Source organism: Kocuria sp. KH4 (genome assembly GCF_053711175.1).
In genome coordinates, this window is the sequence record NZ_JBSJYX010000017.1 from 65,116 (window position 1) to 85,597 (window position 20,482).

Sequence of the window (20,482 nt, forward strand, 5' to 3'; positions counted from 1 at the left end):
ACGGACCACGGTGAGCAATCACTACGAGACCCTGGGTGTGTCCCGCGACGCCAGCCAGGAAGAGATCAAGAAGGCCTACCGGAAGAAGGCCCGCAGGCTGCACCCGGACGTCAACCCCAGCCCGGAGGCCGCGGAGGAGTTCAAGCGCGTCTCCCACGCCAACGACGTCCTCGCCGACCCCGAGAAGCGGCGCGTCTACGACGCCACCGGCAACGAGAACGGCACCGACACCGGCTTCGGCGGCGGGTTCCCGGGCACCGGCTTCGGCTTCCAAGACATCTTCGACACCTTCTTCCAGGGCGCCGGCGGCTCCGGGGCGGGCCGGCGCGGGCCCGCCTCCCGCACCCGGCAGGGGCAGGACGCGCTGATCAACGTGCGCGTGTCCCTCAAGGACGCCGTCTTCGGCACCGAGAAGAAGATCACCGTGGACACCGCGGTGGTCTGCCCCACCTGCAACGGCACCTGCTGCCAGGAGGGCACCCGCCCGGAGACCTGCGAGGTCTGCCACGGCGCCGGCCAGGTCCAGCGCCAGGTGCAGTCCATCCTCGGCACCGTGGTCACCGCGGCCCCCTGCGCCACCTGCGACGGCTTCGGCACGGTCATCAAGCACCCCTGCCACGAGTGCTACGGCGAGGGCCGGGTGCGCGACCGCCGCCCGCTGACCGTCAAGATCCCGGCCGGGGTGTCCTCCGGCAACCGGATCCGCCTCTCCGGCCAGGGCGAGGCCGGCACGGCCGGCGGGCCCAACGGCGACCTCTACGTCGAGCTCAAGGTCGACCCGGACCCGACGTTCGAGCGGCAGGGCGACGACCTGCACGCCCGGGTGCGCGTGCCCATGACCTCCGCGGCCCTGGGCACCACCGTGACCCTCGAGACCTTCGACGGGGAGCGCGACGTGCCCGTGGCCCCGGGCACCCAGACGGGCCACACGGTCACCCTGCACGACCTCGGCGCCACGCGGCTGCGCGGCGGCGGCCGCGGCGAGCTGTTCGTCCACCTCGAGGTCGAGACGCCCACGGGGCTCGACGACGAGCAGCGCGAGCTGCTGGAGCAGCTCTCCCGGCTGCGCGGCGAGGAGCAGGCCACCGGCACCACGCTGAACAGCCCCGCCGGCTCCGGCGGGTTCTTCTCGCGGCTCAAGGACCGCTTCGACCTGTGAGCCTGCCCGTCTTCAAGGTGGAGCCCGGCCTGCTCGAGGGACTCGGCCCGGGCGCGGTGCTCACCGTCACCGGGCCGGAGGCCCGCCACGCCGTCACCGTGCGCCGCCTCGGCGCCGGGGAGTCCCTCGAGCTGGTCGACGGCGCGGGCGCGCGGGCGACCGGCCTGCTGTGCGCCGCCGGCAAGGACAGCATGGACGTGCGCCTGGCCGAGGTGGGCGCGGACCCGGTCCGCCGGCCGCGGCTGGTGCTCGCCCAGGCCCTCGCCAAGGGGGAGCGCGACCTCCTCGCCGTCGAGACGGCCACCGAGCTCGGCGTCGACGCCGTGGTGCCGTGGCAGGCGGAGCGCTCCATCGTGCGGTGGAAGCAGGAGCGCGCCACCAAGAGCCACGACAAGTGGGTGCACACCGTGGCGGCCGCCGCCAAGCAGTCCCGCCGGGCCCACTGGCCCGAGGTGCTGCCCCTGAGCACCACCCGCGAGCTGGCCGCCCTGCTGGGGCGGCCGGGCACGGCCGGGGTCGTGCTGCACGAGCAGGCCCGGGACTCCCTGGCGGGGCTGCTCGGCGGAGCGCAGCGGCCCTGGGAGGCGGCCGAGCGGATCGTGCTCGTCGTCGGCCCCGAGGGCGGCATGGCCCCGGGGGAGCTCGAGGCCCTGGCCGGCGCCGGGGCGCGGACGCTGCGGCTCGGGCCCGAGGTGCTGCGCAGCTCCACCGCCGGGCCGGCGGCCCTGGCCGTGCTCAGCGCCGCGCTGGGCCGGTGGGACGGCGCCCCCGGCTGAGACCCGGCTCCGCGGGTCCGCCCGTTCAGCCGGGAACGACCTCCACGGGGCCGTCGTCGCGCACGGTGTCGCCCTCGGCGTCCCGGCCCGTGACCGTCACCTCGTACCGGCCGGGGGCCAGCTCGACCTCCGTGCGGAACCCGACCGTCCCGTCGTCCCGGGCGGTGGTGCCCACCGCGCCCGCGGCCACGGTCGCCCCGTCCGCGTCCAGGACCGCCCACCGGCACTCGCCCACGCCCTCCAGGGCCCGGCCGGAGATCTCGACGGCGCCCTCCGGGTGCGGGCCCTCCGGGGGGTCCAGCCACAGGGGCGCCTCCAGGCTCCCGTCGGGGCGCAGGGGCTCGTCGAGGCGGACGGAGCCGAAGACCTCCTCCCGGGCCCGGCCGTCCACGAGCACAACCACCTCGGGCTCCGCGCTGTGCGGGAGCAGGCCCGTGCTGCTGGCCGTGGCCGTCACGGTGTGGGCCAGCTGCTGCAGCGCCAGGCGCGCGTCCTGCTCGTCCAGGCCGGTGCCGAAGGCCTCGGCGGGCAGGTCGACGGTGATCGTGCCGTCCGGGGAGGTGGAGCTGCCCACCTGGTCCACCGGGGACCAGAGGGTGCGGTAGCCGGGATCCTCGGGCGCGGCGGTGGTCAGCATCGCGGCCGCGGCCGCGATGGGGTCCACCGCCGCCGGTCCCTCGGTGGCGTCCCGGAACTCGCGGAACAGCCGCCGCTCCCCGTCGGCGGTCCCCACCCAGTAGACCGAGACCTTCGTGGTGGCGACCGCGCTGGTGCTGCCGCCCGCGGCGCCGCCGCCCGCCGGGCCGGGCGCGACCACGGGGGCGGGCGCCGTGCCGGAGGCCGGAACGGCGCCGTGGGGTGCCGGCCCGGGGCCCGGGGCGCATCCGGCGAGGACGACGAGGCAGGCGGCGGACAGCGCCGCCGCACGGCGGCGGGCACGTCCCGCGGGGGGCCGGAACAGGTCGGTGGCCATGGGGGGACGCGCACCTCGTCTCTGCGGGGTCGGTGGTGGATGCCGGTGCGGCCGGCCGCACCGTCCCCCTGCCGGAGGACCCGACCATTCCAGCACAGCGTCCCGGGGCCCCACGCCCGGATCGGCCGCTCCACCGTGACCGATACCAAATCGGAATCTCCGCCCGCCCGGGCCCGGGCGCCGGGGCCGCGCGGTACCCTGGTAGCAGGGCCGGCCCCCGCGGGGCGCCCCTCGCCGTACCACGGTGCCCGCACCGGCACCCACGAACCGCACCCATCCAGAGAGCGAGAGCACGGCCCCCACGGGCCGCACCCATGACTGAGACGCTGCCCGGCACCACGCACCCCCTGACGGCCCGCGCCGTCATCACCTTTCCCGACCGCGAGACCATGGTCCGCTGCCTCGGCTCCGGGGACGACACCCTGCGCCAGGTCGAGACGGCCTTCCCCGGCCTCTCCACCCGCCCGCGGGAGCTGGAGCTCGGCATCGAGGGCCCGAGCGGGCCCGTGCAGATCGTCGCGACGCTCTTCGAGGAGCTCAAGGTCCTCGCCGGGCGCGAGACCGCGATCACCCCCCAGGTGATCACGCAGCTGCTCGAGCTGATCGGCAGGGACCTCTCCGCACGGCCCAGCGGAGCGCTGACCCAGAACATCCTCTCCAGCCGGGGCCGCAAGATCCGGCCCAAGACCCTGCACCAGAAGTCCTACGTCGACGCCATCGACGAGCACACCGTCGTGTTCGGCATCGGGCCGGCCGGCACGGGCAAGACCTACCTGGCCATGGCCAAGGCGGTCCAGGCGCTGCAGGCCAAGGAGGTCTCCCGGATCATCCTCACGCGCCCGGCCGTGGAGGCGGGGGAGCGCCTCGGCTTCCTGCCGGGGACGCTGAGCGAGAAGATCGACCCGTACCTGCGCCCGCTCTACGACGCGCTGCACGACATGATGGACCCGGAGTCCATCCCGCGGCTCATGGAGGCGGGCACGATCGAGGTGGCCCCCCTCGCGTACATGCGCGGGCGGACCCTCAACGACGCGTTTATCATCCTGGACGAGGCGCAGAACACCACGCCCGAGCAGATGAAGATGTTCCTCACCCGCCTGGGCTTCGGCTCGAAGATGGTGATCACCGGCGACGTCACCCAGGTGGACCTGCCCGGGAGCGCCTCGTCCGGGCTGCGCCAGGTCCAGCACGTGCTCGGCGGCGTCCAGGACGTCGCGTTCACCGAGATGACCGCGGAGGACGTCGTGCGCCACGAGCTGGTGAGCCGCATCGTCAGCGCCTACGACGCCTTCGACACCACCAACCGGCGGCGCAACGAGCGCCGGGAGCGCAAGGAGAGCACCCGGGCGGCACGGGCCGCCGGGGGCGGCGCCGCCGCCGAGGACGGGGAGCGCGCCTGATGTCCGTCGAGTTCGACCTCCACGCCGACCCCGAGGACGTGCCGGCCGCGGACCGCGCCGCCTGGGCCGCCGTCGACGTCGACCTGCTGGGCCGGCTCGCCGCGCACGTCCTGCGGCGGCTGCACGTGCACCCCGACGCCGAGCTGTCGATCGCGGTCGTCGGCGAGGAGGAGATGGCGCGCCTGCACGTCGAGTGGATGGACCTGCCCGGCGCCACGGACGTGCTGTCCTTCCCCATGGACGAGCTGCGCCCCGGCACCCCGGAGGAGCCCGCGGAGGGGACCCTCGGCGACATCGTGCTCTGCCCGCCGGTGGCCCGCCGCCAGGCCGAGGCCGCCGGGCACTCGGTCGCGGACGAGCTGTGCCTGCTCACCACCCACGGCATCCTGCACCTGCTGGGCCACGACCACGCCGAGCCCGACGAGCGGCGCGTCATGTTCGCCCTGCAGCGGGACCTGCTCACCGACTTCCTCGGCCGTCCCGCCCCGGTCGAGACCATGGAGTAGCACCCCGTGACCACCGCCGTCCTGGTCCTCGCGGCCGTCGTGTTCCTGTGCACGGCCTTCGTGCTCACCGCCGCCGAGACCGGCCTGACCTACCTGCCGCGCGCCGACGCCGAGGCCATCGTCCGGGAGGACCCCGGCTCGGCCGCCGCGAAGCTGCTGGCCACGCCCACCGCCCACCTGCACGCCCTGCGCTTCTGGACGGTGTGGTTCGAGACCGCCTCCGCCGTGGCCGTGGCCCTCGCGATCTTCCACGGGCTCGGGCACGTCTGGCTCTCCGGCCTGCTCGCCACCGTGGTGATGGCCGCGGTGGGCTTCGTCCTCACCGGGGTGTCCCCCCGCCAGGTGGGCCGCAGCAACCCGGCCGGCACCGTCCGGTTCACCTCGGGCCTCGTGCGCGTGCTGCGCGCCGTGCTGGGCCCCGTGCCCGGCCTGCTCGTGCGCCTGGGGTCCTCGGTCGCCCGGTCGCCCGGGCACGCCGCCCCCGGCTTCCTCACCGAGGAGGAGCTGCTCGAGTTCGTCGACCGGTCCACCGACCAGGACGTCATCGAGGACAACGAGGCCGAGCTGCTGCACTCGGTCTTCGACCTCGACGACACGAACGTCCGGGCGGTCATGGTGCCGCGCACCGACATGGTCACCGTCGACGACGACGACACCGTGGACGACGCCCTCAACCTCTTCTTCCGCTCGGGCTACTCCCGGATCCCCGTCATCGGGGAGAGCGCCGACGACGTCCTGGGGATCCTCTACCAGAAGGACCTCGCCGAGCGCGTGCACCGGCTGGGCGCCGGCCTGCGGATCGGCGGGCTGTCCGAGCTGGCCCGCGAGGTCCGCTACGTGCCGGAGTCCAAGAAGGTCAACGAGCTGCTGCGCGAGATGCAGCTGGAGTCCATCCACGTGGCCGTCGTCGTCGACGAGTACGGCGGCACCGCCGGGCTGGTGACCCTCGAGGACCTCATCGAGGAGCTGCTCGGGGAGATCGTCGACGAGTACGACCGCGAGAAGCCCGAGGTCGCCGAGCTCGGCGACGGGCGCTACCGCGTCTCCGCCGCCCTCGGGGTCGAGGACCTGGGCGACCTGTTCGGCGTCGACCTCGAGGACGACGAGGTGGACACGGCCGGCGGGCTGCTGGCCAAGAGCATCGGCCGGGTGCCCATCGTGGGCTCCCGCGCCACCGTCGAGGGCATCGTCCTCGAAGCCGTCACCCTCGAGGGCCGGCGCAACCGGGTGGGCCAGCTGGAGGTCCACCGGGACCCGGAGTGGGTTCCCCCGGGGTCCACGGCCGTGGATCCCGCCGCACTGGAGTCCGAGGAGGAGTCCCACCACCATGTCTGAAGCCACCCCCGCCGCGTCCGCCGAGCCGTTCCGCGCCGGGTTCGCGGTGCTCGTCGGCCGCCCCAACGCCGGCAAGTCCACGCTGACCAACGCCCTGGTCGGGCAGAAGGTCGCGATCACCTCCAACCGCCCGCAGACCACGCGCCACACCATCCGCGGCATCGTCCACCGCCCCGAGGGGCAGCTCGTCCTGGTGGACACCCCGGGGCTGCACCGGCCGCGGACCCTGCTGGGCGAACGGCTCAACGACCTCGTGGCCGACACCCTCGCGGAGGTCGACGTCATCGGCTTCTGCGTCCCGGCGGACCAGAAGATCGGCCCGGGCGACCGCTACATCGCCCAGCAGCTGGCCGCCTCCGGCAACAAGCCCGTCGTCGCGATCGTGACGAAGACCGACACCGTCTCCCGCGCCGAGCTCACGGAGCAGCTGCTGGCCGTCACCGAGCTGGGCCGCTCCGTCATGGCCGACGAGCACCGGGCCCGCGCCGAGCGGGCCGAGCGCGCCGCCCGCAAGCCCCGGCACCGCGGCGCGGCCGCGCCCGCACCGGCCGCGCCCGCCGCCGAGCCCGGCTGGGCCGAGGTCATCCCCGTCTCGGCCGTGGACGGCTTCCAGGTGGAGGCCCTCGCCGGGCTGCTCGTCGCCCGGATGCCCGAGTCCCCGGCGCTGTACCCCGACGGGGAGCTGACGGACGAGCCGGAGCTCACCATGGTCGCCGAGCTCGTCCGCGAGGCGGCCCTCGAAGGAGTGCGCGACGAGCTGCCCCACTCCCTGGCGGTCGTGGTCGAGGAGATGGTCCCGCGCGAGGGCCGCCCGGCCGACCGGCCCCTGCTGGACGTGCGGGTCAACGTCTACGTGGAGCGGCCCTCGCAGAAGGCCATCGTCATCGGCAAGGGGGGCTCCCGGCTGCGCGAGATCGGCACTCGCTCCCGCACCGCCATCGAGGCCCTGCTGGGCACGAAGGTCTACCTCGACCTGCACGTGAAGGTCGCCAAGGAGTGGCAGCGCGACCCCAAGCAGCTCTCCCGCCTGGGCTTCTGACCCGGGCGTCCACGACCCGGCGCGCGGCCCCACCGCGCCCCCGCCGCGTGGCCCGCCCAGGGCGGGGCCGCGCACGACTAGCATGGCTCCCGGCGCCCCGGCCGGGCGCCGTCCCCCCGACCCCGGCCCCCGCCGCGGCCTCCAGGAGAAGATCACCGTGTCCTCAACGCCTCCCGACGCCCCCGGGCGCCCGCGCGCCCGCCGATGGTCCCGGAGACGCTGGGCGGCCCTGGCGGCGGTGCTGGTCCTGCTCGTGGTCCTCGGCGTCGGCCTGGGGGCGGCCTGGCGGCTGCAGTCCAACCTGGACACGTCCCCGCTGGACCTCGGCGACGGCTCCGGCACGGTCGAGGAGGGGCCGCTGGACGTCCTCGTCATGGGCACCGACACCCGTGACGGCGAGGGCAACGACCAGTACGGCGACGACAGCGACAGCTCCGGGTCCGGCCTGACGGACGTCATGATGCTCGTGCACGTGGCCGAGGACCGCAGCGGCGTCACCGTGGTCTCCCTGCCGCGCGACCTGGTGGCCGACATCCCGCAGTGCACCGACCCCGAGTCCGGGGAGGTGCACCCGGCCGAGGAGGACGCGATGCTGAACTCGGCGATCGCCAACGGCGGCCCCGGGTGCACGGTGGCCACGGTCAACCGGATGACGGGCCTGCGCATCGACCACTTCATGCTCGCCGACTTCAACGCCGTCAAGGAGCTCTCCGCCACGGTGGGCGGGGTCGAGGTGTGCGTCAACGAGGCCGTCGACGACCCGAAGTCCGGCCTGGAGCTGCCCGCGGGGGTGTCCTCCGTCGAGGGCGAGCAGGCCCTGGCGTTCCTGCGCAGCCGGGCCGCGTTCGGGGACGGCGGGGACACCAGCCGGATCCGCTCGCAGCAGTCCTTCCTGGCCTCGCTGGCCCGCAAGGTCAAGGAGGAGGGCACCCTTGCGGACCTGCCCAAGCTCTACGAGATCGCCGACGTGGCGACCCGCAACCTGCACGTGGACGAGGACCTCGGGTCCGTGCCCACGATGGTCGGCCTCGGCACCGCCGTGCGCGGGGTGGACCTGGCGGACATGGTGTTCGTGACCGTGCCCACCGAGCCCTACGCCCTGGACCCCAACCGCCTCCAGCTCGAGGACGAGGCCGCGGAGAACCTCTTCGAGGCGCTGCGCGAGGACCGCTCGCTCACGAGCCCCACACCGGCCCCGACCGGCTCGGCGAGCCCCTCGCCCGAGGCCCCCACGCTCCCGGCCGTCGACCCGGCCTCGGTGCCGCTGTCGGTCTCCAACGCCTCCGGCGTCGAGGGCCGCGACGGCGAGATCGCCGACGTGCTCGAGGCCGAGGGGTACGGCCCGGTGGCGAGCGGGGCGCAGCCGGCCGAGCTGCCGGGCACGCAGGTGTTCTTCGGCGCCGGCTGGTCCGAGGCCGCCACGGCCGTGGCCGAGCTGCTCGGCGTGCCGTCGTCGCAGATCGTGCCGACCACCGAGGTCGCCGGGGTGCTCGTGTCGGTGGGCCAGGACTTCCCGGAGGGGGACCGCCTGGAGGCGGGCTCGGCGCTGCCGGGCGAGCTCAACGGGCAGACCGCGGAGCAGTACACCTGCCAGCAGGCGGCGGGGGACTGGTGAGCCCGCGGGCCCGCCCGCCGCGGCCCGCGTGGTACGTTGGACGCATGCGGACAGGGACCCTCCTCCTTACGTGCCGCAACGGGGCCTGACCCGTCGTCGAATGGCCGGCCTCCCGTTGCGGAGTTCCTGATGCCCGGCCACCCGCAGACTTCTCGAGCAGAACAGGCCCACCCCATGCGCAACCGCCAGCAGCCCTCCGGCATGCCGATCCACAAGTACGTGCCGTACCAGCAGCAGTTCCCCTTCGACATGTCCGACCGCACCTGGCCGGACCGGGTGATCACGGAGGCGCCGCGCTGGTGCGCCGTGGACCTGCGCGACGGCAACCAGGCCCTCATCGACCCCATGAACTCCGACCGCAAGCTCAAGATGTTCGAGCTGCTGGTGCGGATGGGGTACAAGGAGATCGAGGTGGGCTTCCCGTCCGCCTCCCAGACCGACTTCGACTTCGTGCGCCGGCTCATCGAGGAGGACCGGATCCCGGACGACGTCTCGATCCAGGTCCTCACCCAGTCCCGCGAGCACCTGATCGAGCGCACCTACGAGGCGATCGACGGCGCCGACCAGGCCATCGTCCACCTCTACAACGCGACCTCCACGCTGCAGCGGCGCGTGGTGTTCGAGCAGGACATGGACGGGATCGTCGACATCGCCCTCACCGGGGCACGGCTGTGCATGAAGTACGAGGAGCAGCTGAAGAACACCGCCGTGACCTACGAGTACTCCCCGGAGTCCTACACCGGCACGGAGCTGGAGTTCGCCGCCCGCATCGCCAACGCGGTGGCGGAGACGTTCGAGATCGGCGGGGACCGGGAGATGATCCTCAACCTGCCCGCGACCGTCGAGATGGCCACGCCCAACGTCTACGCGGACTCCATCGAGTGGATGTGCCGCAACCTCTACGACCGGGACGCCACCGTCGTTTCCCTGCACCCGCACAACGACCGCGGGACCGGGGTCGCCGCGGCCGAGCTCGGCTACCTGGCCGGCGCCGACCGGATCGAGGGCTGCCTCTTCGGCAACGGCGAGCGCACGGGCAACGTCGACCTCGTGACCCTGGGCCTGAACCTGCTGACCCAGGGCGTGGACCCGCAGATCGACTTCTCCGACATCGACGACGTCCGGCGCACCGTGGAGTACTGCAACCAGCTGCCCGTCCACGAGCGCTCCCCGTACGGCGGGGACCTGGTCTTCACGGCCTTCTCCGGCTCCCACCAGGACGCCATCAAGAAGGGCTTCGACCGGATGGCGCGCGACGCCCGGGAGCAGGACCGCACGGTGGACGAGCTCGTGTGGGCGGTGCCGTACCTGCCGATCGATCCGAAGGACCTCGGCCGGAGCTACGAGGCCGTGATCCGGGTGAACTCGCAGTCCGGCAAGGGCGGGGTGGCCTACCTGCTCAAGAACGAGCACGGCCTGGACCTGCCCCGCCGGGCGCAGATCGAGTTCTCCCGGGTGGTGCAGGAGCACACCGACACCAGCGGCGGGGAGGTCTCCGGGGCCCAGCTGTGGAAGGCGTTCGAGGACGAGTACCTGCCCACCGCCCACGAGTCCGGCGACGGCCGCTGGGGCCGCTACCGGATCACGAACATCACCACGACCTCCGAGGAGGACGGGGAGACCACCCTCGAGATCGGGCTGGACGTCGAGGGCGTCCAGCACCACTGCACCGGGCAGGGCAACGGCCCCATCGAGGCCCTGCTCGCGGTCTTCGCCGCGGAGGGCGTGGACGTGCGCGTGCTCGACTACAGCGAGCACGCCATGTCCGCCGGCGGGGACGCGCAGGCCGCCAGCTACGTCGAGGCCGCCGTGGGCGACCGGGTGCTGTGGGGCGTGGGGATCGACGCGAACACCACCCGCGCCTCCCTCAAGGCGGTCGTCTCCGCGGTCAACCGCGCGATCCGGGACGCCCAGGCCTGAGCCGCCCCTCCCGCACCGGCTGCGCTGTCCGCCCGGCGTGGGAGAATGACGGGGTGGCCAGGACGACCTTCGCATCGCGCACCTACCGGGACGACGCCGTGGTGCTGCGCACCTACAAGCTGGGCGAGGCGGACCGGATCGTGGTGCTGCTGACCCGCGACCACGGCCAGGTGCGGGCGGTGGCGAAGGGGGTGCGCCGCACGACCTCCCGCTTCGGCTCCCGGCTGGAGCCGTTCAACGTGGCCGAGCTGCAGCTGGTCACCGGCCGGAACCTGGAGATCGTGTCCCAGGCCCTGGGCAAGCGCGGCTACGGGTCGCTCATCGCCGCCGACTACGCCAAGTACACCGCGGCCGCCGCCATGGCCGAGGCCGCGGAGCGGTTCACCGAGAACGACGACGAGTCCGCGGCCCAGCAGTACCGGCTGCTGGTCGGCGCGCTGTCCGCCCTGGCCCGGGGGCTGCACGAGCCGGGCGCGGTCCTGGACTCCTATCTCCTGCGGGCCGTGTCCACCGCCGGGTGGGCCCCGAGCTTCACGGACTGCGCCCGCTGCGGGGCGCCCGGGCCGCACGAGGCGTTCTCGGCGCCGCTCGGCGGGGCCGTGTGCCCGGAGTGCCGCCCTCCCGGGGCCGCGGCCCCGGACCCCGCCACGGTCGCGCACCTGTCCGCGCTGCTCACGGGCGACTGGGAGCGCATCACCGCCGCGGACCCGCGCACGGCCCGGGCCGCCGCGGGCATCGTGGCCTCCTACGTACAGTGGCACCTGGAGAGGGCCGTCCGGTCCCTGCACCTCGTGGAACGGAGCTGACCATGCCCGGCTTTGCCGCCCCGCCCCCGCACCCCAGCGGCGCCACCGCCCCGCCGATCCCGTCCCGGTTCGTGCCCCGGCACGTGGCCGTGGTGATGGACGGCAACGGGCGCTGGGCGAACCAGCGGGGCCTGCCGCGCAACGAGGGCCACAAGGCGGGGGAGGCGGCGCTCATCGAGGTGATGGCCGGGGCCATCGAGCTGGGCGTCCCCTACGTCAGCGCCTACGCCTTCTCCACCGAGAACTGGAAGCGGTCCCTCGACGAGGTCACGTTCCTCATGAACTACACCGCCGACGTCATGGAGCGCCAGCTGCCCACCTTCCAGGAGTGGGGCGTGCGGATCCGCTGGGCCGGCCGCCGGCCCCGCCTGTGGCGGGCCGTGATCAACCGCCTCGAGGAGGCGGAGCAGGCCACCCGGGACAACGACGTGGTGACCCTGACCATGTGCGTCAACTACGGCGGCCGGGCCGAGATCGCCGACGCCGCGGCGGCCATCGCCGCCGACGCGAAGGCGGGGCTGCTGAATCCGCGCAGCATCGACGAGGCCACGGTGCAGCGCTACCTCGACGAGCCCGACCTCCCGGACGTCGACCTGTTCCTGCGCTCCTCGGGGGAGCAGCGGATCTCCAACTTCCTGCTGTGGCAGTCCGCCTACGCCGAGCTCGTCTTCCAGGACGTCCTGTGGCCCGACGTCGACCGCCGCACGCTGTGGGAGGCGGTGGAGGTCTACGCCCGCCGCGACCGCCGGTACGGCGGCGCCGTCGACCGGGTGGCGGGTCCCGGCGCCTCCGCCTGACCGCTGCCGGGCCGGCCGAGGGCGCCCAACCACGCCACGAGGTCCTGCTGGGCGGCCCGCCGCACGGGCTCGCGGGAGAGGTGGACGTCGTGCACCGCGCCCTCGTAGGAGCGCACGGTCACGTCCGGGCCCAGGTCCGGGGCGTGCCGGCGGATCTGCCGGACGTCCAGCACCGTGTCGGCCGAGCGCATCCGCTCCGACCACCAGGGCCGGAGGCACGAGCGCGCCGAGACCTGGACCAGCACCGGGAGCCGGAGGTCCAGCCCGCGCGAGACCTCACGCTGGGCGCGAAGGACGGCGCTGAGCCACCCCGGGGTGATGTCGAAGCTGGTCTCGGGCCGCCACCGCGGATCGATCGGCCACTCGCCCTCGGCCTGCTCGCTGATCACCCGGTAGTAGTGGCTGCGCAGACGGGCCCGCAGGACCCGCTCCGGGCGCCGCCGGGCGAGCCGGCCCAGGGCCGGACGGAGGACGGCGCCCACCGCGTCCGCCCCGTGGCTGCCCAGCCACGGGGCGTTGAGGGCCAGGCCCGCCAGCCGGCCCGGGTGGCGGGCGGCCCACAGGGCCGCGGTGAGGCCCCCGGTGGAGTGGCCCATCAGCACGAGCCGGCCGTCCGCAGCGGGCAGCCCGTCCTCGGCCAGCACGGCCAGGGCGGCGGCGATGTCGTCGTCGTAGTCGGCGAGGTCGGTGGCGTGCCCGGGGCTGCCGGCGCCCTCGGCGAGCACCGAGTCGGTGAGGTTGCGGCCGTGGCCGTGCAGGTCCAGGGCGTAGAAGCCGTACCCGGCGGCGGCGCAGGCGCGGGCGAGCTCGGCGTTGAAGAAGTAGTCGGACCACCCGTGCAGGTACAGCACCGCGTCGCGCGGGGCGGCGCCGGGGGCCGGGCCGTCGTCGGGGCGGTGGCGCACCACCGTGGCGGTGGAGTGCGGCACCGAGCCCGGCCCCAGCTCCACGGTGCGGCAGCGGAAGCCCGGCCCCAGCACGTCGGGGACCCACGGGTCCGGGGGAGCGCTCAACCGGTCACCTCCCGCGGGCGGTCGTCGGCCCGCCCGTGGTGCTCGCGGGACCGCCCGGGCGGTGGGGCCCCCTGTGGAAGACTGGGCCCATGCGCTTCTACCCTATGTTCTTCCAGGCCGTGTTCTCCCGGATGGACGCCGAGAAGGCCCACCGGGTGGGCTTCGCCGGCGTCCGCGCGGCCCGCGCCGTGCGGCTGAGCACGGCCCTGCGGGTCTACACCCGCGCCGATCCCGCCCTCGAGGTCGAGGCGCTCGGCCTGCGCTTCCCCTCGCCCTTCGGCCTCGCGGCCGGCTTCGACAAGGGGGCCGCGGGCATCGGCGCCCTGACCGACCTCGGCTTCGGCCACGTGGAGATCGGCACCGTGACCGCCCAGGCGCAGCCCGGCAACCCCCGCCCCCGGCTCTTCCGGCTCGTGCGGGACCGCGCCGTGGTGAACCGGATGGGCTTCAACAACGACGGCGCCGAGGCGGTGGCCCCGCGGCTGGCCCGGGCCCGGCGCGAGCTCGAGGCCGACCACCGCGGCCGCGCCCGACCCGTGCTGGGCGTGAACATCGGCAAGACGAAGGTGGTTCCGCTCGAGGACGCGGTGGACGACTATCTGCAGAGCACCCGCACGCTCGCGCCCCTGGCCGACTACCTGGTGGTCAACGTGTCCTCGCCCAACACCCCGGGGCTGCGCCAGCTCCAGGAGATCGAGAGCCTGCGCCCGCTGCTCTCGGCCGTGGGCGCCGCCGCCGACGAGGCCGCCGACCGGCACGTGCCGCTGCTGGTCAAGATCGCCCCGGACCTCTCCGACGACGACGTGCTGGCCGTGGCCGACCTGGCGCTGGACCTCGGCCTCGACGGCATCGTGGCCACCAACACCACGATCTCCCGCGAAGGCCTGGCCTCCGACGCCGCCGCCGTCGAGGCCTGCGGGGCCGGCGGGCTGTCCGGGGCCCCGCTGCGGCGCCGCTCCCTCGAGGTGCTGCGCCTGCTGCGCGACCGGGTGGGGGACCGGCTGGTGCTCGTCTCCGTGGGCGGGGTGACCACCGCCGAGGACGTCCAGGAGCGCCTGGCCGCCGGTGCCACGCTCGTCCAGGGCTACACCGGGTTCCTCTACGAGGGGCCGTTCTGGGCCCGGAGCATCAACCAGGGGCTCGCGCGCCTGGCACGTCGCCGCGGCTGAGCCCGGACACGGCTCCGCCCCCGGGCCCAGGGCCCGGGGGCGGAGCGGACGGCGTGCGGTCCGGCGGCCGGATCAGGAGGGACGCTGGCCGCGGGCGACCTGCGGCTTGGGCAGGCGCAGCCGGCGCATGGTGAAGCCGCGCATCGCGGCGTACCAGCGCACGCCCGGCTCCACGGTCCCGAACTTGGCCCGCATCGCCTTCTTCATCCGGCCCGTGGACAGGACGGCGTCGACGATGCCGAGGATCATCAGCGCCCAGATGACGTAGACGCCGAACGTGGCCACGTCCTGGATCGGGAAGAACAGCACCACGAGGGCCACCAGGGCCACGACCATGAGGTACTCGCCCAGGTTGATCCGCGAGTCCACCCAGTCCCGGGCGAAGCGCCGCTGGGGGCCCTTGTCCCGCGGGCCGAGGTAGCGCTCGTCCCCGGCGGCCATCCCGGCCTGCGCCCGCACCCGCTGCTCGCGGGCGCTCTCCCGCGACTGGGCCTTGGCGGCCTTGCGGTCCTCCGGTACCAGGGGGCGGCGGCGGGCGGCCTCCTGCTCGCGCCGGCTCGGCGTCGGCCGGCCCTTGGCCGGCGTCTGCCGCGGGGCGGCGGCCTCGGCCCGGGGCGGCTCGGCGGTCACCGCGGTGGAACCCGCGCGGTCTGCGTCCTTCTTGCGTCCAAACACCCGTCAAGGATAGCCGACGCACCTGCGTCCGGCCGCCGGGACCCGCACGTAGGCTGGCGACCATGAATGCGCCGTACACCCCCACCGTCCCCGTCCCCCTCGACGCCGTGCGCGCGGCCGTGCACGCCGACATGCCGAGAACCGTGGCCCAGCTGGCCGAGCTGGTGGCGGTTCCCGGCATCGCCTGGGAGTCCTTCGACGCCGCGCAGCTCGAGCGCAGCGCAGAGGCCGTCGCCGCCGTGCTGTCCGGGGCCGGGCTCGGGGAGGTGGAGATCCTCCGGGTGCCCCTCGGGGAGGGGCCGGGCCACCCGGCCGTCGTGGCCCACCGCCGGCCCGCCCCCGGCTACCCCACGGTGCTGCTCTACGCCCACCACGACGTCCAGCCGCCGGGCCGGCGCGAGCTCTGGGAGTCCGAGCCGTTCGTCGCCGAGGAGCGGGACGGCCGGCTGTACGGCCGGGGCGCCGCCGACGACAAGGCCGGGATCATGGCGCACGTGGCCGCCCTCCGCGCCGTGACGGACCAGCGGGGCGCGGACCTGGGGCTCGGGGTGACGGTCTTCGTGGAGGGCGAGGAGGAGGCGGGGTCCCCGTCCTTCCGGGACTTCCTGGAGACCTACCGGGACCGGCTGGCCGCCGACGTCATCGTGATCGCGGACTCCGCCAACTGGGAGGTCGGGGTGCCGGCGCTGACCACGAGCCTGCGCGGCATGGTGGGGGCGGTCGTGGAGGTTTCGGTGCTGGAGCACGCCGTGCACTCCGGGATGTACGGCGGTCCGGTCCTGGACGCCCCCACGCTGCTGTCCCGGCTGATCGCCACCTTCCACGACGACGACGGCGCCGTGGCCGTGGCCGGTCTGCACGCCGAGGACAGCACCGACCTGGTCTACGACGAGCAGCGCTTCCGCGCCGACGCCGCGGTGCGCGACGGGGTCCGGCTCGCCGGGCGCGGCTCCATCGCGTCGCGGCTCTGGACGCAGCCGGCGCTGTCGGTGACCGGGATGGACGTGACGCCCGTGGACGTCGCCTCCAACACCATCGCGCCCTCCGCCCGCGCCAAGATCAGCCTCCGGACCGCCCCGGGTCAGGACCCCGCCGAGGCGGCCGAGGCGCTGCGGCGCCACGTCGAGTCCCACGCGCCCTTCGGCGCGCACGTGCGCTTCGAGCTGGAGGAGACGGGCCAGTCCTTCCGGACCGACATGGGCTCCGAGGCGGCCCGGGTCGCGCAGTGGGCGCTGGGGGAGGCGTGGGGCCGTCCCGCGGTGGAGACCGGGATCGGCGGGTCCATCCCCTTCACCGCGGACCTGCTGGAGGTCTATCCTGGGGCGGACATCCTCATCACGGGCGTCGAGGACCCGGACTCGCGGGCGCACAGCGCCAACGAGTCCCTGCACCTGGCGGACTTCGAGCGCGCGGTGGTCGCGGAGACCCTCATGCTGCTGGGTCTCGACGACGCCGCCCGCTCCGGGCGGCAGTCCCGGGAATGAACCCGGGCGCCCGTCCGTTGTGCCCGTGACAGACCCGCCGCCGGCCCGAACCCGCGCGGTGATTCCCCACAGAAAGTGAGCATCATGAGCGTCACGACCGAGAACGGCGCCGCAGTGGACGGCCTGCCCACCCACGGCGTCGTGCTGACCGAGGTCGCGTCCGAGAAGGTCCGCGCCCTGCTCGAGCAGGAGGGCCGCACGGACCTGCGGCTGCGCGTGGCGGTGCAGCCCGGCGGCTGCTCGGGCCTCATCTACCAGCTGTACTTCGACGAGCGCATCCTCGACGGCGACTCCGTGCGGGACTTCGGCGGCGTCGAGGTCGTCGTGGACAAGATGAGCGTGCCCTACCTCGAGGGCTCGACCGTCGACTTCGAGGACACGATCTCCAAGCAGGGGTTCTCCATCGACAACCCGAACGCAGGGGGTTCCTGCGCCTGCGGCGACTCCTTCCACTGAGCCGCCCCGCACCCTCCCGAGAGGCCCGCCGTCCGTTCGGACGGCGGGCCTCCGTGCGTCGTGGGAGCGCCCCGGAAACGGGTCCGCGGCGGGCCCGGGACCGCCGCGCGGACGCTGACACTGTGTCACCGGATGTCAGCGACTAGGGGTAAGCTCGAAGGGAAACATTCCACATGACTGTGTCCAGGCTCTGGGAACCGGGGCCTTCGGCGCGCAGACGACGAGCACGACAAGAAGAGGAAGGGCCGTCTGTGAGTTCGCACACACGAACCGGCAGCCGCCGGCGCCGCGCGGCAAGGACGTCCGCGGTCGCCGTCCTGGCAGCAACCGCGCTGACCGGTTGCTCCGAGGAGGCGAAGCTCGGGTGGATGCCCACCGAGCGGGGCGTCACCGACAACGCCGACATGATCCTGGACCTGTGGGTCGGGTCGTGGATCGCGGCCCTGGCCGTGGGCCTGGTGACCTGGGGCCTCATGCTGTGGTGCATGATCGCCTACCGCCGCCGGAAGAACGAGACCGGCTACCCGCGGCAGGTGGCCTACCACGCGCCGCTCGAGGTCTTCTACACGATCGTGCCGATCGCACTGATCATGTCCCTCTTCTTCTTCACGGTGCGCACGCAGTCGGCGATCACCACCCCGCACGAGAACCCGGACGTCACCGTCCAGGTGTACGGGAAGCAGTGGGCCTGGGACTTCAACTACCTCACCGACGACGTCTGGGACACCGGCATGCAGGGTCACCTGGACGGCGAGGAGGGCGTGCCCGATCGGGTGCCCACCCTCTACCTGCCCGTGGACAGCGACATCGAGCTGCAGGTCACCTCCCGCGACGTCGTCCACTCCTTCTGGGTCCCCGCGTTCCTCGAGAAGGCGGACATGTTCCCCGGCCGCACGAACACCATCAGCATCACCACGGGTCGGGAGGGCTCCTACTTCGGCAAGTGCGCCGAGTTCTGCGGCGAGTACCACTCCGAGATGCTGTTCAACGTCAACGTGGTCAGCCAGGCCGAGTACGACGCCCACATCCAGTCCCTGCGTGACGCGGGACAGACCGGTGCGCTGGGCGAGGAGTACAACCGCGACTCCTATCCGGACCCGGGGGAGGAGTTCGTGAACGAGCCCGGTTCCGCCGGCGAGTTCCCGGACGTCGACCAGCCCGCCGACCTGTCTACGAACAACTAAGGAGTACCGGTGTCCACTCTCGAGTATTCACGGGACGAGGCAGCCACAGTCGCTCCGCGCGTGGTGCCCCGGTCCAAGGGCCGGATGGTCGTCAACTGGATCACGACCACCGACCACAAGACCATCGGGTACATGTACCTGATCTCCTCCTTCGTCTTCTTCTGCATCGCCGGCCTCATGGCGCTGCTGATCCGCGCCGAGCTCTTCGAGCCCGGGATGCAGATCCTGGAGACCAAGGAGCAGTACAACCAGCTGTTCACCATGCACGGCACGCTCATGCTGCTGATGTTCGGCACCCCGCTGTTCGCAGGCTTCGCCAACGTCATCGTCCCGCTCCAGATCGGCGCCCCGGACGTGGCGTTCCCGCGGCTGAACGCCATCGCGTTCTGGTTCTTCCTCTTCGGCTCGCTGATCGCCACCGCCGGGTTCATCACCCCGCAGGGCGCGGCGTCCTTCGGATGGACGGCGTACGCCCCGCTGTCCAACTCCTCCTTCACCCCGGGCCTCGGCGGTGACCTGTGGGTCTTCGGCCTCGCGCTGTCGGGCTTCGGCACCATCATGGGTGGCGTCAACTTCATCACCACGATCATCGCCATGCGCGCCCCGGGCATGACCGTGTGGCGGATGGGCCTGTTCACCTGGAACACGCTGATCACCTCGCTGCTGATCCTCATGGCGTTCCCGCCGCTGGCCGCGGCGCTGTTCGCACTGGGCATGGACCGCACCCTGGGCGGGCACATCTTCGACCCGGCCAACGGGGGAGCGGTGCTGTGGCAGCACCTGTTCTGGTTCTTCGGCCACCCGGAGGTCTACGTGCTGGCGCTGCCGTTCTTCGGCATCGTCTCGGAGATCATCCCGGTGTTCTCCCGCAAGCCGCTGTTCGGCTACAAGGGCCTGGTCTTCGCGACCATCGCCATCGCGTCCCTCTCGGTGACCGTGTGGGCCCACCACATGTACGTCACCGGCGCGGTGATGCTCTCGTTCTTCGCGTTCATGACGATGATGATCGCCGTGCCCACCGGGGTGAAGTTCTTCAACTGGATCGCCACCATGTGGCAGGGCTCCATCACCTTCGAGACGCCCATGCTGTGGGTGCTGGGCTTCATGTTCACCTTCCTCTTCGGCGGGCTCACGGGTGTCATCCTGGCGACCCCGCCGCTGGACTTCCACGTCTCGGACTCCTACTTCGTGGTCGCCCACTTCCACTACGTGGTCTTCGGCACCATCGTGTTCGCGATGTTCGCCGGCTTCCACTTCTGGTGGCCGAAGTTCACCGGGTACATGCTCAACGAGCGGCTGGGCAAGATCCACTTCTGGATGCTGTTCCTCGGCTTCCACATGACCTTCCTGATCCAGCACTGGCTGGGCGTGGACGGCATGCCGCGCCGCTACGCGGACTACCTGCCCGAGGACGGCTTCACCTGGATGCACCAGATCTCCACGGCCGGGGCGATGCTCACGGCGGCGTCGATGATCCCGTTCTTCTGGAACGTGTACATCACCCACCGCAACGGCAAGAAGATCGAGGTGGACGACCCGTGGGGCTTCGGCGGGTCGTTGGAGTGGGCCACGTCCTGCCCGCCGCCGCGGCACAACTTCACCTCGCTGCCGCGGATCCGCTCCGAGCGCCCGGCGCTGGACCTGCACCACCCGGAGCTGGCCGCGGAGTCCCCGCAGCAGTCGCCGGTCGACGACGCCGCCATGGCCACGCGGAAGGGCTGAGCATGAAACTCTCCATCAAACTGTTCAACCTGCTCGGTGTCTTCAGCGTCGTCGCCGCGGTCGTGTACGGGTTCCTGACCCGTTTCGACGAGCTCGTCGGCTTCCCGGGCCTGCTGGCCGTGGGCGCCATGTCCTTCATGCTGGCCGTCTACCTCTGGCTCGTGGACCGGAACTCCGGCGGCGTCCTGCCCGAGGACAAGCTCGACGGCGAGATCGTCGAGTCCGCCGGCGAGTACGGGCACTTCTCCCCGTGGAGCTGGTGGCCCCTGCTGCTGGGCATCGGCTGCGCCCTGGCGTTCCTGAGCCTGGCCATCGACTGGTGGATCCTGATGCTCGCGGCTCCCGTGGTGGTCGTGGCCCTGCTCGGGCTGATCTTCGAGTACTCCCGCGGCGATCACGCGCACTGACGCGCACCGCTGAGGCGGGAACGGCGGAGGCCCCGGACACCTGTGG

General features: G+C 73.2%; 19 protein-coding genes. 16 read left to right on the top strand and 3 right to left on the bottom strand.

What is annotated here, in order from left to right:
* The first annotated feature begins 10 nt into the window (after nt 1-10).
* The gene (gene dnaJ / locus ACWCOM_RS12815) at nt 11-1,159 is read left to right on the top strand and encodes a molecular chaperone DnaJ (protein WP_454549125.1); all 1,149 of its coding nucleotides are present in this window, start codon (nt 11-13) and stop codon (nt 1,157-1,159) included.
* Nucleotides 1,156-1,935: a 16S rRNA (uracil(1498)-N(3))-methyltransferase gene (locus tag ACWCOM_RS12820; RefSeq protein WP_454549126.1), complete on the top strand. Its 780-nt coding sequence runs from the start codon at nt 1,156-1,158 to the stop codon at nt 1,933-1,935. Before dnaJ ends, ACWCOM_RS12820 begins: the two co-directional genes overlap by 4 nt.
* A 25-nt stretch (nt 1,936-1,960) precedes the next feature.
* Here ACWCOM_RS12820 and ACWCOM_RS12825 read toward each other — a convergent pair whose 3' ends face one another.
* Entirely contained in the window at nt 1,961-2,908 is a 948-nt protein-coding gene (locus tag ACWCOM_RS12825; protein ID WP_454549127.1) for a GerMN domain-containing protein, read from the bottom strand.
* Between the two features lie 314 nt (nt 2,909-3,222).
* Here ACWCOM_RS12825 and ACWCOM_RS12830 point away from each other — a divergent pair, with 314 nt between their 5' ends.
* From ACWCOM_RS12830 to ACWCOM_RS12865, 8 genes are all read left to right on the top strand, one after another.
* Nucleotides 3,223-4,308 carry a PhoH family protein gene (locus ACWCOM_RS12830; protein ID WP_454549128.1) on the top strand — a complete coding sequence of 362 codons (1,086 nt, stop codon included), beginning with the start codon at nt 3,223-3,225 and terminating at the stop codon, nt 4,306-4,308.
* Nucleotides 4,308-4,814 (top strand): rRNA maturation RNase YbeY, encoded by a 507-nt coding sequence (gene ybeY, locus ACWCOM_RS12835; RefSeq protein ID WP_454549129.1) that lies wholly within the window; start codon nt 4,308-4,310, stop codon nt 4,812-4,814. The genes ACWCOM_RS12830 and ybeY overlap by 1 nt, the downstream gene beginning before the upstream one ends.
* A 6-nt stretch (nt 4,815-4,820) precedes the next feature.
* Nucleotides 4,821-6,149, top strand: a complete 1,329-nt coding sequence (locus tag ACWCOM_RS12840) for a hemolysin family protein (protein ID WP_454549130.1) — start codon at nt 4,821-4,823, stop codon at nt 6,147-6,149.
* Nucleotides 6,142-7,188 (top strand): GTPase Era, encoded by a 1,047-nt coding sequence (locus ACWCOM_RS12845; RefSeq protein ID WP_454549131.1) that lies wholly within the window; start codon nt 6,142-6,144, stop codon nt 7,186-7,188. Before ACWCOM_RS12840 ends, ACWCOM_RS12845 begins: the two co-directional genes overlap by 8 nt.
* 157 nt (nt 7,189-7,345) lie before the next feature.
* Complete coding sequence (locus ACWCOM_RS12850) at nt 7,346-8,803, top strand: LCP family protein (RefSeq protein ID WP_454549132.1); 1,458 nt, start codon at nt 7,346-7,348, stop codon at nt 8,801-8,803.
* A 174-nt stretch (nt 8,804-8,977) separates the two neighbouring features.
* Nucleotides 8,978-10,723, top strand: coding sequence for a 2-isopropylmalate synthase (gene leuA / locus ACWCOM_RS12855; RefSeq protein ID WP_454549133.1), 1,746 nt, complete (start codon nt 8,978-8,980; stop codon nt 10,721-10,723).
* Nucleotides 10,724-10,776: 53 nt separating this feature from the next.
* A complete protein-coding gene (gene recO / locus ACWCOM_RS12860) occupies nt 10,777-11,529 on the top strand; it encodes a DNA repair protein RecO (protein WP_454549134.1) in 753 nt (250 codons plus the stop codon).
* 2 nt (nt 11,530-11,531) lie between these two features.
* A complete protein-coding gene (locus tag ACWCOM_RS12865; protein ID WP_454549135.1) occupies nt 11,532-12,326 on the top strand; it encodes an isoprenyl transferase in 795 nt (264 codons plus the stop codon).
* Here ACWCOM_RS12865 and ACWCOM_RS12870 read toward each other — a convergent pair.
* Entirely contained in the window at nt 12,257-13,339 is a 1,083-nt protein-coding gene (locus tag ACWCOM_RS12870; protein WP_454549136.1) for an alpha/beta hydrolase, read from the bottom strand. The two genes, ACWCOM_RS12865 and ACWCOM_RS12870, sit on opposite strands and share 70 nt — an antisense overlap.
* A gap of 89 nt (nt 13,340-13,428) precedes the next feature.
* Between ACWCOM_RS12870 and ACWCOM_RS12875 the strand changes: the two genes are divergently transcribed.
* Nucleotides 13,429-14,508, top strand: a complete 1,080-nt coding sequence (locus ACWCOM_RS12875) for a quinone-dependent dihydroorotate dehydrogenase (protein ID WP_454549137.1) — start codon at nt 13,429-13,431, stop codon at nt 14,506-14,508.
* A 72-nt stretch (nt 14,509-14,580) separates the two neighbouring features.
* On the opposite strand, the gene ACWCOM_RS12880 is transcribed toward ACWCOM_RS12875, so the two are convergent.
* Nucleotides 14,581-15,183, bottom strand: coding sequence for a DUF3043 domain-containing protein (locus ACWCOM_RS12880; protein ID WP_454549138.1), 603 nt, complete (start codon nt 15,181-15,183; stop codon nt 14,581-14,583).
* 62 nt (nt 15,184-15,245) lie between these two features.
* Between ACWCOM_RS12880 and ACWCOM_RS12885 the strand changes: the two genes are divergently transcribed.
* The 5 genes from ACWCOM_RS12885 (at nt 15,246) to ACWCOM_RS12905 (ending at nt 20,436) form a co-directional block, all read left to right on the top strand.
* Nucleotides 15,246-16,667 carry a M20/M25/M40 family metallo-hydrolase gene (locus ACWCOM_RS12885; RefSeq protein WP_454549139.1) on the top strand — a complete coding sequence of 474 codons (1,422 nt, stop codon included), beginning with the start codon at nt 15,246-15,248 and terminating at the stop codon, nt 16,665-16,667.
* 84 nt (nt 16,668-16,751) lie between these two features.
* Nucleotides 16,752-17,123, top strand: a complete 372-nt coding sequence (locus ACWCOM_RS12890) for a HesB/IscA family protein (RefSeq protein ID WP_454549140.1) — start codon at nt 16,752-16,754, stop codon at nt 17,121-17,123.
* 251 nt (nt 17,124-17,374) lie between these two features.
* Nucleotides 17,375-18,307 carry an aa3-type cytochrome oxidase subunit II gene (gene ctaC / locus ACWCOM_RS12895; RefSeq protein WP_454549141.1) on the top strand — a complete coding sequence of 311 codons (933 nt, stop codon included), beginning with the start codon at nt 17,375-17,377 and terminating at the stop codon, nt 18,305-18,307.
* 9 nt (nt 18,308-18,316) lie between these two features.
* Entirely contained in the window at nt 18,317-20,029 is a 1,713-nt protein-coding gene (gene ctaD, locus ACWCOM_RS12900) for an aa3-type cytochrome oxidase subunit I (protein WP_454549142.1), read from the top strand.
* 2 nt (nt 20,030-20,031) lie between these two features.
* Nucleotides 20,032-20,436 carry a cytochrome c oxidase subunit 4 gene (locus ACWCOM_RS12905; RefSeq protein WP_454549143.1) on the top strand — a complete coding sequence of 135 codons (405 nt, stop codon included), beginning with the start codon at nt 20,032-20,034 and terminating at the stop codon, nt 20,434-20,436.
* The last annotated feature ends 46 nt before the right edge of the window (nt 20,437-20,482 follow it).